12 protein-coding genes are annotated in these 12,799 nt (G+C 45.0%); 6 read left to right on the top strand and 6 right to left on the bottom strand.

Annotation, left to right across the window (positions count from 1 at the left end):
• Positions 1 to 152: 152 nt before the first annotated feature.
• On the top strand, positions 153 to 1,481 hold the full coding sequence (locus ACZ5NB_RS10185; protein WP_460234728.1) for a glycerophosphodiester phosphodiesterase family protein: 1,329 nt from the start codon (positions 153 to 155) through the stop codon (positions 1,479 to 1,481).
• A 74-nt stretch (positions 1,482 to 1,555) separates the two neighbouring features.
• On the opposite strand, the gene ACZ5NB_RS10180 is transcribed toward ACZ5NB_RS10185, so the two are convergent.
• The 4 genes from ACZ5NB_RS10180 to ACZ5NB_RS10165 all read right to left on the bottom strand — a co-directional run bounded on the left by ACZ5NB_RS10180 (position 1,556) and on the right by ACZ5NB_RS10165 (position 5,582).
• On the bottom strand, positions 1,556 to 2,008 hold the full coding sequence (locus ACZ5NB_RS10180; RefSeq protein WP_460234729.1) for a chemotaxis protein CheX: 453 nt from the start codon (positions 2,006 to 2,008) through the stop codon (positions 1,556 to 1,558).
• Positions 2,001 to 2,372, bottom strand: a complete 372-nt coding sequence (locus tag ACZ5NB_RS10175) for a response regulator (RefSeq protein WP_460234730.1) — start codon at positions 2,370 to 2,372, stop codon at positions 2,001 to 2,003. Before ACZ5NB_RS10175 ends, ACZ5NB_RS10180 begins: the two co-directional genes overlap by 8 nt.
• Before the next feature lie 12 nt (positions 2,373 to 2,384).
• A complete protein-coding gene (locus ACZ5NB_RS10170) occupies positions 2,385 to 4,517 on the bottom strand; it encodes a type IV pili methyl-accepting chemotaxis transducer N-terminal domain-containing protein (protein ID WP_460234731.1) in 2,133 nt (710 codons plus the stop codon).
• A gap of 438 nt (positions 4,518 to 4,955) precedes the next feature.
• A complete protein-coding gene (locus tag ACZ5NB_RS10165) occupies positions 4,956 to 5,582 on the bottom strand; it encodes a glutathione S-transferase family protein (RefSeq protein ID WP_460234732.1) in 627 nt (208 codons plus the stop codon).
• Positions 5,583 to 5,761: 179 nt separating this feature from the next.
• On the opposite strand from ACZ5NB_RS10165, the gene ACZ5NB_RS10160 reads away from it, so the two are divergent.
• Positions 5,762 to 6,238, top strand: a complete 477-nt coding sequence (locus ACZ5NB_RS10160) for a winged helix-turn-helix transcriptional regulator (protein ID WP_460234733.1) — start codon at positions 5,762 to 5,764, stop codon at positions 6,236 to 6,238.
• Positions 6,239 to 6,246: 8 nt separating this feature from the next.
• Here ACZ5NB_RS10160 and can read toward each other — a convergent pair whose 3' ends face one another.
• Entirely contained in the window at positions 6,247 to 6,900 is a 654-nt protein-coding gene (gene can / locus ACZ5NB_RS10155; RefSeq protein WP_460234734.1) for a carbonate dehydratase, read from the bottom strand.
• Between the two features lie 238 nt (positions 6,901 to 7,138).
• Between can and ACZ5NB_RS10150 the strand changes: the two genes are divergently transcribed.
• Genes ACZ5NB_RS10150 through ACZ5NB_RS10135 form a run of 4 tightly spaced genes read left to right on the top strand, consistent with a single transcriptional unit; the run spans position 7,139 to position 11,654 of the window.
• Positions 7,139 to 8,305 carry a response regulator transcription factor gene (locus ACZ5NB_RS10150; RefSeq protein WP_460234735.1) on the top strand — a complete coding sequence of 389 codons (1,167 nt, stop codon included), beginning with the start codon at positions 7,139 to 7,141 and terminating at the stop codon, positions 8,303 to 8,305.
• Between the two features lie 24 nt (positions 8,306 to 8,329).
• Positions 8,330 to 8,674, top strand: a complete 345-nt coding sequence (locus ACZ5NB_RS10145; protein ID WP_460234736.1) for a hypothetical protein — start codon at positions 8,330 to 8,332, stop codon at positions 8,672 to 8,674.
• Positions 8,667 to 9,515 (top strand): HDOD domain-containing protein, encoded by an 849-nt coding sequence (locus ACZ5NB_RS10140; RefSeq protein WP_460234737.1) that lies wholly within the window; start codon positions 8,667 to 8,669, stop codon positions 9,513 to 9,515. The genes ACZ5NB_RS10145 and ACZ5NB_RS10140 overlap by 8 nt, the downstream gene beginning before the upstream one ends.
• 6 nt (positions 9,516 to 9,521) lie before the next feature.
• Positions 9,522 to 11,654: an ATP-binding protein gene (locus ACZ5NB_RS10135; RefSeq protein WP_460234738.1), complete on the top strand. Its 2,133-nt coding sequence runs from the start codon at positions 9,522 to 9,524 to the stop codon at positions 11,652 to 11,654.
• Positions 11,655 to 11,786: 132 nt separating this feature from the next.
• Here ACZ5NB_RS10135 and ACZ5NB_RS10130 read toward each other — a convergent pair whose 3' ends face one another.
• Complete coding sequence (locus ACZ5NB_RS10130) at positions 11,787 to 12,572, bottom strand: class I SAM-dependent methyltransferase (protein ID WP_460234739.1); 786 nt, start codon at positions 12,570 to 12,572, stop codon at positions 11,787 to 11,789.
• Positions 12,573 to 12,799 lie beyond the last annotated feature (227 nt).

Here is a 12,799-nt window from a genome sequence, read left to right as displayed (position 1 = left end):
AAACAAGTCAGACTCACTGAAGAGCGGCAGTCTTGTTGCTCTTCATCATCAAATTGTCATTAATACATCAAAAATTACCCATCTAAACGCAACATTCTCTCGTTATCTTGCCTTTCGTTGAATATGACAGTCACTAACGAAAGGAGCATGAGATGTTACGACCCATAAGTTGTTACGCGTTGCTGGGCATTTTATCTATGTCGTCACTTGCCGTGTCCAAGCAGGATGAGAGGCCTCACCACCATAAAGAAAACCACAAAAGCTGGAGCAAAACCAAGCATCATTCCCAACCTATTGAGTTGGGTCCGCGTCCATTTTTCTTGGTAGATGACATGGATGAAGGCCTACTTAAAAAGCGCTTAGAACGTTGTGCTAAACGTCCGGTGCGCAGGTCCGCTTTTTCAATAGGCCATCGTGGTGCACCGTTGCAGTTTCCTGAGCATACGAAAGAGTCCTATGAAGCCGCAGCGAAAATGGGTGCAGGGATACTAGAATGTGATGTTACGTTTACTCAAGATAAAGAGCTTGTTTGCCGTCACTCGCAATGTGATTTGCATACAACAACTAACATCCTTTCCACACCGCTAGCTTCAAAGTGTTCTGTACCGTTTCAGCCTGCTGTCATTGGAGAGGATGGTACTGTCATTCAAGCAGCCACCGCGCGCTGTTGTACCACGGATATCACGTTAGAAGAGTTTAAAACTTTACAAGGTAAAATGGATGCGTTTAACGGCTTGGCGCAAACACCCGACGAGTATCAAGAAGGTACGGCGAAATGGCGCACGGACCTATATGCTAGCCGGGGTACGCTTTTGACTCACAAAGAAAGTATTGCTTTGTTTAAGCAATTGCGGGTGCAAATGACGCCAGAGTTGAAATCACCTAGTGTCGCGATGCCTTTTGAAGGGTTTAGTCAGCAAGATTATGCGCAAAAACTCGTAGATGAATACGTAGACATGGGTGTGAGACCGCGCCATGTTTGGCCACAATCGTTCAACATCGATGATGTGCAGTTCTGGATTAATACTAACCCTGATTTTGGTAGGCAAGCGGTGTACTTGGATGGCCGCTACGATGATCCAACATTTGATCATCGAGAGCCGTCAACTTGGTCACCCACCATGAACGAGTTAGTGGCTTCTGGTGTACAGGTAATCGCACCGCCGACTTGGATGTTGGTTGAAGTGGAGGATGGCAATATTGTCCCATCGGTGTATGCGCTGTCTGCTAAAGCGGCTGGTTTAGACATTATTACCTGGACGCTAGAGCGTTCTGGACCTTTAGCGAGCGGGGGAGGTTGGTACTATCAAACGGTTAATGGTAGCAACACCAACCCAATAGATCCGCAAATGGGAGTTATTAATAATGATGGCGATGTCTACACACTACTTGATGTGCTTGCACAAGATATCGGGGTTATTGGCGTCTTCGCTGATTGGCCCGCAACGGTGACTTACTATGACAATTGCATTAACAAGTAAGTCAAAAAGTTAGGTCAATGATGTGTCTAAAAGCACGATATTTGTCTATCGTGCTTTTAGAGCCTACAGGATTTTTAATTGTTCTCTAGGCAGATGACGACTGCCGCATGGTAGGATTTCCAATAGATTGGAATCACGTAAGAGCGCATATCTTGTGGAAGGTGAATACCGCCAGGGGCACCTTCGAGCATGACCGGTACAGAGATCATAAACTCGTGACCAAATTCACTTCGCGCATTGCCGGAAATCGTATTGGCAACTTCGCCCACCAAGTCGATGAGGTTGGCGTCGCTGGTATCAGATTCGCCAATGCTCATAAGTAAGTGTTTCAACAATATTCGTGGCGCGGTGAAATAAACACAGCCTCGATTATTGCCCGCAATCCCGATGATGCCGCTTAAGTCATAAGCCGCTGGTTTTGTGTTCTCGGTGAGGTAGGGCGTGCCGACCTTTACATCTCGATCATTGGTATGCTCGAAATATCGCAGCACACCCTGTATGAAAACTTGAAGAGTATCCTCAAACATGGCAATCCTCCGTTAACTCCGCTAATGCATTAACCAAGTCGTCCTCGGTAAACGGTTTACATAAAAAGCCGCGAGCCCCTTTTTTAAGCGCTTCGATGCCGGTGGCTTTATCAGAAAGTGCTGAGACAACGAGAATACGAACATCAGGGTTGATAGCGACCAAGTTGCTGATACACTCAATACCATCCATTTCTGGCATTGTTAGGTCCATTGTCACCACACTAGGCCGCGTTTCTTGAAATTGTTGAATAGCTTCTGCTCCGTTTTTCGCGGTCGCAACCACTTGGAACTTGGATGCATCCTGACAGCGTTCAATCTTGCGTCGAATAATCTTGGAGTCATCTACGATCATTATCGGTAACATTCGGCGCTCCTTTTATGCGGCTCGAGCTGTTTGTTCATCAATTGGTAGCGTAATAGTAAAGCGACAATATTGATCACGACGGCTAGAAATATTGATCTTGCCGCTGTTGTCACTGATCTGGCTGAGCACTGCCTCCATTCCCACACCGCGGCCAGCATCTTTGCTTAGCTGTTTTGCTGTGGACAGGCCGCTTTGGAATATCATGCTGGCTAAGCGTTTGTGATCCCACTGTTTTATTTCTTCGTTATCCCATTGTCCGCTTGTTGCTAGCTTGCTTCGAATAGCTTCGTAATCTATACCGGAGCCGTCATCCATTAAGCAGAATTCGATGCAACCATTTACTTTAGCGATACGAAGATCAATACGGCCTATTTCTGGTTTCCCTTTTGCCTTGCGAACTTCAGGGGTCTCTACGCCGTGAGTAACGGCATTGCGAAGCAATTGAATACAAACATTTCTGAGCATTTTTTCTTTCGCTTCGTCCAGCTCTATGTCACTTAGACCACTGGTCACCAACGCTGCTTTTTTGCCTTGTCGCTCCGCTAGTACAGTGACAAATTCAGATAATTGAGCCCACTGTTCTTTGCGGCCTGGGTTGGCCTCAGGTGCGGAGTCTGGCGAATCGGTACGACCTTGATTTACGCCAAATTGAGCCAATTTACCCATCAGTTCTTCAACTTGGAAGGTGTAATTGATAAGAGTCTCAAGCTGTACAGCGATTTTCAAAAAATCATTGCCTGTAACATTTGGGTTGCGCTGTATATCTGACAGTGTGTCTTCAATGAGGTGAGCCTGATTTTCAAAATAGTCAAAATTCAGCGCAGATGCTTCACCTTTAAAATTGTGAATCTCTCGAAAAATTCGCTGAGCCTTTTCTAGTAATTGGCCTTTACTTTTCGACGTTGTGCGTAAAAGATCGTTGATTCGATTGTAGCAAGCATGAGCGTTTTGAATAAATTCTCTGTGCATACTTGGCTGCGAGTGCAGGAGGGTGGTAATCATTTCCAGCTGTGTTTCATTGTGTTTCTGACTCTCTTTGAGTGCCTGCCCGAGTTTAATTTGTTCGGTAATGTCTTGTACGGTTACCAATACGTGGGAGATGTTGCCGTCGTTTAGGTATACCCTTGCAAAACTAAATTGCAGGTATTTGGTGATAAACCCACCATCGTCTTTGGCTAGATTGACCTCAACCTCGTGAAGGGGATTAAGGTCGCCGATAAGATTTTCTTTGACGCGGTCGTCAAAGAGTAAGCTAATAAAATCTTTTGCTGTATCGATCTGTTTACCACTGACGATACTTTCGAGCAGTCTATCGAGTGATTGACCGCCTATTTTTTCGGTGCCAAAAAGTTCACATAGAATGGCTGAATGTTGGTGACCAATATCCAAGTTTTCATCCACCAGGAAGAGGCCTTCTTTAACCGTATCTAAAATCTCGGTGGTTTCCTTTCGGGCTTTTTCCAGTACTGCGTCACTGTCTCTTAATTGTCGCAAAAAGTGCATCATAATAAACAGGAAATTCACGATGGCTAAACTGATACCGATGGTTTGGATAAGTCGAAGTCGGCTAGCTTTTGATGAGGCAACTTGCTCCAAGCTAACGGTCAGGTCATTCATCAATGTGAGCAGAGAAACGTTGTTAGCACTGGCAATAGTCATAGCGCTTGCTAGCACGCTTGCGCGCTCCTCCAAGCTGATGCCTTCCTTTTGGCTTGCGATAACATTATTGATTTGTTCTTTATAAGGGCCCCATAGTTCCGATGCGCTGTTGAGCGCATTAATGGCAGCCTCTGTTGCAACAGGGGCAAGAACAAGGCTCTCGCCTTTAGCCCCTTTTGTTGTGCCACCATACAAAAATGCATTAAATGTTGCATCAAACAAGTTTTTACTCGACTGCAATTCGTTAAAAGCGCTTTCGTAGGTGTCAGAGTTTTCATCGGCGCTTTGCATAATGAAAAGGGACTTTGTCATTCTCTGCGATAACATCCGTTGTCGACCGGCAAGGTTCACGCCGATAGCATCTTCAGAAATTTGAAAGCTCATATAGAAATTTACGATCAGTACGGAGGCGTCTAAAAGTAAAAATAATGCGACTGAAATAAGAATGCCGCGATACTTTCCATAATCAAAATTAAATCGTTTCATAACACGACCTCGATGGTGTCCGAATAAATCGGGTACTTTTTACAATCAGAGGCGAGTTAAAGCGAATTACATGCCAAGTTAAAAAACTGACAAATAGTGTTAGAACGATGACAATAATCCGAAAGGAAGGACAATTAATGACCAGTTGTAACAAAAAGAGTCGCGAGCCCTTTTGTTACCAAAAATAGGCTGCTACACAGCGGTGCGCGCAGTGCTTCATAGTGATTCGTTTTCTTTGTTGCGGTGATAAATAGCGACGCTTTTTTGTTAGGTGTTTGGCGCAAAATGCTTTTATGTTGCGCAAAAATTGCTTTGTCAATGAGACGTATTTAACAAATGCATTGTGCACAACAGGCGTTATGCACAATGTTGGGACGCAATTTTTAGTTCATAACCCTGAGTATATTAAGGTTACTATCTTAAAAAGCGTATGTCAGACTAATTTTTTTTAGCCAATTGTTGTTTTGCTTTTTGTACGGCTTCTCGTGAATTAATTTCACGATACCAGCGTAATAGATTTTTGTATTCGTTGATATTGACACTGGTGATCTCTATCAGGCCGACATAGCTATACGCGATGATATCGGCAATTGAAAATTCAGACCCTGCTAAAAAAGTTTGCGCTGCTAACACTTGATCGAGGTAGGGTAATTGTTTTTTGAGGTTTTCCTTAGCGAGTTGTATTTTATCTTGGTTTGGTTCACTACCGAGTTGAGGAACAATGACTTCTTCCCAAAAACACTCAGAAAAAGATTTGCCCGCTTGCAGTGTCACGAGGTCAATGATTTCGTCAATTTTTCCGGCTACGCTCGGTGTTTGAGAATATAACTTATAGTCTGCGATTCGGCTAAGGTACCGGCATATTGTATTGCTCTCCGATAAAGTTAAGTCTCCGTCGATTAAAACCGGCACTTTGCCGTAAGGGTGCCTCTCTAGGTGTTCTGGCGTTAGGTTTTGGCGTCTAGCCAAATTAATGTGAACGTAATCGTAATCGAGGCCTAGCTCTTCTGCGGTGATAACGGTTTTCAAGGGGTTAAATGTTGGGTACCCATATAGTGTGAGCATTATTGGAATCCACCTAGGAATGTGAAAGAGTTGTTGGTTCTTAGCAGGCTACAGTTTCAGCCTCGGAGGCCGATTTATATCTTTTTAACTTGCATAATGCAAGTTAAAGGGCTGATTCATATTCAATGTGCCTGATACAATAGGCGCTTGTTTTGAGTGATACCAGGTAAGCGAGCGTCATGGTAAGTAAGATCGAGCACAATCAAAGAACAAGTTGTCCCATAGCATGTGGGCTTGATGTCATTGGTGATCATTGGAGCCTTTTGATCGTGCGTGACATGCTTTACTTGGGGCGTCACGAGTTCAGCGAGTTTGTTTCTGGCGAAGAAGGTATTTCGACCAATATCTTAAGTGACAGATTGCAAAAACTGAAAGCGCAGGGAATTATTGATGAAGTAACGCACCCTCATAGCAAGCGCCGAAAGCTCTATTTCCTAACCCCAAAGGGGCGGGATCTGATACATGTCTTAATGGCTATTGGTGAATGGTCGCTGATACATATGCCTGAGAATGCCAAGATGGCGGACAAAATCGAGTCATTGCTGGGGGGGACGAAGGAAGAGTTTGTCGCAAATGTTCTTCGAGAGCTTGACGAGTGGGAAGCACAGTATGTGATTGGCGCTGCTCCCCGCGAAGCAGCGCACTCGGCGTTGTAGAGGGTAAATTATTTGCGAGGGTTAACGCGATATTGCTCTGCGATTTGGTCCATGCTGTTTATCGGCGTGGACAGTTTTTTTAATAGCCCGTCTTCAAGCCCATAGATCCAGCCGTGAATCGTTAGAGGCTGCCCCCTAAGCCAAGCATTTTGCACCACATTTGAATGGGCGACGTTATATACCTGCTGTTTGACATTGAGCTCACATAGCTGGTCGACGCTATCGGTGTCGACTATTTCCATGTGCTTTAAATCTTCTTTGAACTGTTCTCGATTGTTAAAGTAGACGTCGCGGATGTTGCGCAACCAGTGGTCAACGATTCCAACCTGGTTGTGTTCTAGTGCGGCCCTCACGCCACCACAACCATAGTGCCCACACACGATAACGTGCTTTACCTTGAGCACATCAATGGCATAGTTCATTACTGACAGACAGTTGAGGTCGGTATGGCTAACGACATTGGCAATATTGCGATGTACAAATAGCTCCCCAGGTAACAGTCCAACGATCTCATTGGCGGGGACTCGGCTATCTGAGCATCCAATCCATAGGTAGTCCGGAGATTGTTGTTGTGCGAGTGTTGAGAAAAAGTTTGCGTCCTCAGCACTTACGTCAGACGCCCACTTCACGTTGTTCTCGAAAAGCTCTTTGATATCCGGCATCGATCTCTCAGCCTCTCTATTTTTATCTGTTTCAAACGGGTTGGAATAATACGGTTAATACATTGTTTTTGCTAGAGATTTTGTCTTTAAGTAATTTCTTCACTGTATCAAATTGGCGCCGTATTGATGATCGTTGAGACGGGCGTTCAAAGTGACAAACCTTGCCTATACTCAAAGGAAGGGGGATGGCTAGCTGTAATGGATTACTCGTCGAGTGTTTATTTGGAGGACGTGGTACGTGGAGTCACTTAATTCAGAAAGCAATGACCCTAATCTACAGGGCCGTGCCCAGTTGAAAAAGATATTGGTGGTTGATGATGATCCCCATTTTCTCGAGCTTGTTAAGGTCTTCTTGGATGAAATCTATTTGGTTGATACCTTGCAGGACGGAATTTTGTGTCTTGAGTACTTTCGCAAAGGCAAAGGTCAAGATGTTGATCTAATCCTCCTTGATGTTTCAATGCCTTACAAAGACGGTCTTGGTGTATGCCGTGACCTGCGCGAGATGGTACCCAATATTCCGGTGATGTTTATTTCTGCGCGTGATTCTAAAGACGAGCGCCTCGCCGGCTACATGGCGGGCGCGCAAGATTACATCGTCAAACCTTTCGAACCCGGTGAGTTACTGTCGAAAGTGGAAAACCTCTTTAATCAGCAAGCTGAAGTGAAAAAGTTGGCTGTTGAGGGGCGGTCGGCCGCCGTGGCCTTTAGTTCTGCGATGGCTCAAAGCAGCGATATGGGCTTGATGATGCGATTTGTAGATCATGCGCTTGAGTTGACCGATGAGGGGAGCATAGCGTCCGCTATCGTCGAGGCGTGCGATGAACTCGCGCAACTAAAAGTGGCAGTGTGTATTTCAAATACAGAAGAGCCCATTTTTTGGAGCACTGATGGGCCTTGTCCGCCAATGGAATTGGAAACATTGGTGATGCTCCAAGAGAGTGGAAGGATCTATGAGCACGATGACCTCGTCCAGTTCAACCAACATCCTGTCAGTGTTTTAGTCAAAAACCTACCTCAAGATAAAATGGACCGCGGAAGAATTACAGACAACTTACCATTGTTGTTAAAGGCTGCCTCAACCTGTGTTCAAAAAATCTCTTCTACAGCGCGTTTAACGACTAAGGATAAATTAATAGATACCGTACAGCAGCTAACCGGCGACTTTTTTGAAGTCAAACATCTACTCGGCCAAGAAGTCAGCAATATGATTTCAAGTGTCGAAAAAGAATTGCAGCAGGTTCGATCAGAAGTCGAGTTTATGGGATTGCCAGAGTCGCAAGAGAACAAGTTGTTCGATTGTATTGAACGCGCATCCAATGCAGCAGATATGTCTGGTGAACAACTCTATGAAGTCTCTCGACAATTCGATGAGTACATCGAGCAATTACGAGATTTGCTGTAACTTTGCCTGATAAGAGTAACCACAATGGGTAAATTAACTGTTTCTCAAGTTGAGCCTGGAATGATTGTAGAGGAGGATGTGCGAGCGCCTGCTGGTCAGCTTTTACTTGGGGCCGGTGCTGAATTAAGTGAAAAAACCATTCGTGTGTTGAAAACCTGGGGTGTTAATACGATTAAGGTTGAAGGAGAGGGGGACGGCGCGGGGAATACCGCAGTGAACCTTTCGGAAGAAGATCTAGCCGCTGCAAAGCGAATGATACAGCATAGATTTGTAAAAACTGATATCTCAGAAGAGCCGATGCGCAGTATTTTTGAGTATGCGATAAGCCATTTCGCTTTGAAAAAATCGCAGGAAAAGCTCAATGACTGATGCTGTTGATGACATCGTTAAGCGCGTTCTAAAGGTTGCTTCACTGCCTCAGATTTATCTACTGGTGGAAGAAACTCTCAATGACAATCATTCTTCTGTTGCCGCACTTGGTAAAATTATCGAAGAAGACCCAGCATTAACATCAAAATTACTACGACTCGCGAATAGTGCTTTCTATAGTTTTGCGGCCAAGGTTGAGGCTGTTAATCAGGCGATTACGGTGCTCGGTACGCAACAACTTCGTGATTTGGTCCTTGCCTGCTCGGTATTGCGCGTATTTAGTAACATCCCAGATAATATTATCAATATGGAATCGTTCTGGCGTCACAGTATTGCTTGTGGTGTTGTTGCCCGAAACATAGCCGCAGCGAGGAAAGAAACTAATATAGAACGGTTCTTTGTAGCTGGTCTTTTACATGACATCGGCAGGCTGGTGTTTTTAATGGAAAAGCCTAAGCAAATGGCAGAAGCTTTCCATCTTGCGCGGCAAAACAGTGAATTATTGCATGTTGCAGAAAAAGAAATCTTTGGTTTCAACCATGCCAAGCTAGGAGGGCGTTTGTTGGATTTCTGGCGGTTGTCTCCTCGTTTGGTCGAATCAATCAGTTATCACCACTCACCACGCTCAGCGCGCCAGTTTACGTTGGATGCAACCATCATACATGTGGCCGACTCAGTTGCGAATGCACTAGAACTAGGGACTAGTGGTCAAACGTTGGTGCCGCCTATATCAATTCAAGCTTGGAAAACGCTCGATATTCCGAATCAGGAAATTTCTAGCATTATTGATATGGCGGTAGACCAATACGATGATGCTGTGCAATTTGTGTTGGCTGAATAGTTTCCGATGAAGAATATGCCGAGTGTGAATGTTCAAGGGGTTATCGATCAGTTAGATGCGATTATTACGCCTGTGTACTTTTTGCAACATTCGCAAAACTCGATGTCGCAAGATGATTTGCTTCATGCAGTTATTACCCAGATTCGTCAAGTCATCGACTTTGCCGAAGCCGGTTTCCTATTACAAAGTCCCGAAGACTTTTCGTTTAATCTGGCTGTTCACACTGGAGATAACACCACCGCTGACAATTTGTCGAAATCGGTCGAAAGTCATATAGAGGGTGGAACGTTTAGCTTGGCGTTGCAACAGAATAGACCAATTATTACTTATCCTGAAGAAAAAGGCGGAACTGTTCAGGTCCTTCATGCGCTAACTACGCGCCAAGATGTATTAGGTGTTTTCATTGGGAATGTGTACGGAGGCAAAGATCAGCTTAGTGAAATAGCCTGTAAACTTCTATCGGTCGTGCTTACGCAAAGCGCGTATCAATTGCAAACGCTGCAACTCACACAACAGCTGAGTGGCTATTCGCAAGAATTAGAGGCGCTGGTTGAATCAAGAACGGCGGAGCTGCGGGCTGCCAAAGAATCGGCTGAGAGTGCAAATCAGGCCAAGTCCAGTTTTTTGTCTACCATGAGTCACGAAATTAGAACGCCTTTAACCGCGATAATCGGTAATACGGAGTTGGCGGCTGAGGGGCTTGAAGAAATTAGTGACGTGGACCTCGGAATTGGTGTTATTCAATCCCAAATTTCCGTTGTAGAGCGCAGTGCTAAACATCTTTTACAAGTTATCAATGACGTATTGGATGTGTCAAAAATTGAAGCAGACAAGCTTGAAGTAGAACACATTATTTTCTCACCGATTAATGCAATTAACGAAGTCAAAAATATTGTCTCTCTGTTGGCAAAAGAAAAGGGGCTTGTGTTTACGGTTAACGTTGAGTACCCCTTTCCGTTTGAAATAGTCGGTGATCCGGTTCGATTTAAACAAATCGTGACGAACCTTTGCGCGAATGCCATCAAATTCACTCAAACAGGAGGCGTTTTTGTTAGAGCGAGTTTTGATCACTCAGATGATCTGATCAGTATTTCGGTGAAGGATACGGGGGTCGGCATCCCAGAAGCGCAGCATGACAAGGTGTTGCAGCCATTTGTTCAAGCCGATAGCTCTACCTCTAGGGTATATGGGGGGAGTGGGTTAGGGCTCTATATTTGCCGACGACTTGCCGAAGCATTAGGTGGTGGTATTTCTTTTACCAGCCAGGAAGGGCTTGGTAGTGATTTTGTGGTCACTTTATCGACAGGTAAGCATGGTGGGAATCACCTTCAGGATTCTGAGTTGGCAATACAGGAACCAGCAAATCCGGATCACTATATTCCACCGATTATTGAAGGAAAAGTGTTGATTGCTGAGGACAATACCGATAACCAACAACTTTTAAGCTATTACCTAGATAAACTCAATCTTGGTTACCAATTTGCTGACAATGGCGCAGAAGCGCTAGCTGCCTTAGATTTTGAGCCGTTTGATTTGCTACTTATGGATATTCAAATGCCTGTTCTAGATGGCGAAAAGGCCACTGCAGAGGCAAGAAATAGGGGGCACAAGCTGCCGATCGTAGCGTTAACGGCGAATGTGATGAAGGAAGATCAAGCGCGGTATTTGGCTAATGGCTTTGACGATGTGCTTTCGAAACCCATTAACCGAAACCACTTAAATGCCTGTTTAGCGCATTATTTGTCCGACTTTAACGACGCGGATGCGGAAAATGATCCGCCGCCCATGGCTCACTCCTCAGCCACATCGCCAAGCGAAAAACAGCCAACTGGAAAATCTTTAAAAGAGACAGTAACAAAAGAAGCCCGTAAGGAAGATCGATTTGAGAAGTTGAAGGCTAACTACCGGGCGAGCCTCCCAGGCGCGGTGAGAGATATCAGACAAGCGATGTCAGAGGGCAATTTTGCCATCGTTGCTCAAGAATCTCACAAGTTAAAGGGTACAGGCCGAGCTTTTGGGTTACCGGAGATTACGGATATTTGCGCGTTACTTGAAGATGCAGCAAAGCGCGATGTAGTAGACGTTGCAGAGAAAGCGCTAGGCCGTTTGGAAGCCTATGTCGAGTCGATTAGTCAATAAAGGCGCTTGATTGTAATTGACTAAAACAGCTCCACTGTGCCTATAAAATCGACACAGTGAAGCTATCAATTATATTTTTTGCAATAGTTGATATTGCAAGTAACTTCTAGAAGTTGCTTCTATTTAATTGAATTAATTAGGTTTTTTGAATAGAAGCGTAAACCTATCCGTTTTTCCGGCCACGGCTTCGTGCCTGAGCTCTAGCTCAAGCGCATCACTAGGGCGGTAATGGATTTCAGAGAAATCGACGAATTCAAAGCCCACAGATTCGATTTCTTTGATCATTCTTACGGGGTCCATTCGGCGTCGGTTTTCACCGTTCTCTGGTTCCATGTGTCGGCGTGTATGGTCAACTACGCCATATAGACCGCCAGGCTTCAATGCATCAAATGAAGCCTTATTAATTGCCCGTCGACCGCCTTCTTCAAAGTTGTGAAGGTTTCGGAAGGTTAAGACCATATCCAGGTTGTCGACATCAAAAGACATGTGTGTACCATCGGTGCGTCGTCCTTCGCTGCGCGATAGGTTACTGTCGACGTTGACAACGCTGACTTTTTCGAAGCCTGGTTTGTCGAGTAGGTTCTCTTCAATCCTACCTGTCCCGATTGCTACAAACAGTTGGCCATTGTCTCTGAGTACCGGCGCTAACAATTTCGTGTACCAGCCGCCACCGGGCACAAGCTCAAGTACCTTCATATCGGGTTGGAGACCAAAAAACGCCAGTGTCTCAACGGGTTTTCTGTTGTCGTCCCGCGCCTTTTCCGCGTCTGTGCGTATCTCGCTTTGCTGCGCTTGAGTGAGCAGAGGTTTTAACTCGCTGGCTGTGGCCTTGCCTACTATCGAACTAGCCATCAATAGGGCTAAAGGTAATGTTTTGGCGAGCGCTTTGTGCTGGGAGGTTCTGTGTGACTTCATCATTGAGCTCCGAATGGTGGATGCGTTGTTATTGTTAAAAATCATTGGGGTCTGCCTATTTTGTTGCGACAAAATGGTATTTCAAAATGGCTAAGACTAGAAGGCGGTCATAGTGTTCCATGGAACAGTCTAGTTCGAAGGTGACACACTCTATTGGTCGTTTCTCACATTGTTTAATGAAACTGACGACTCATTGTTCAATTATGCCTCAAACACTCCCATTCTCCGGT

Source organism: Aurantivibrio plasticivorans, from assembly GCF_055392955.1.
Note: the sequence above shows the minus strand (reverse complement) of the source record. Positions and strands in the feature narration are given on the sequence as shown.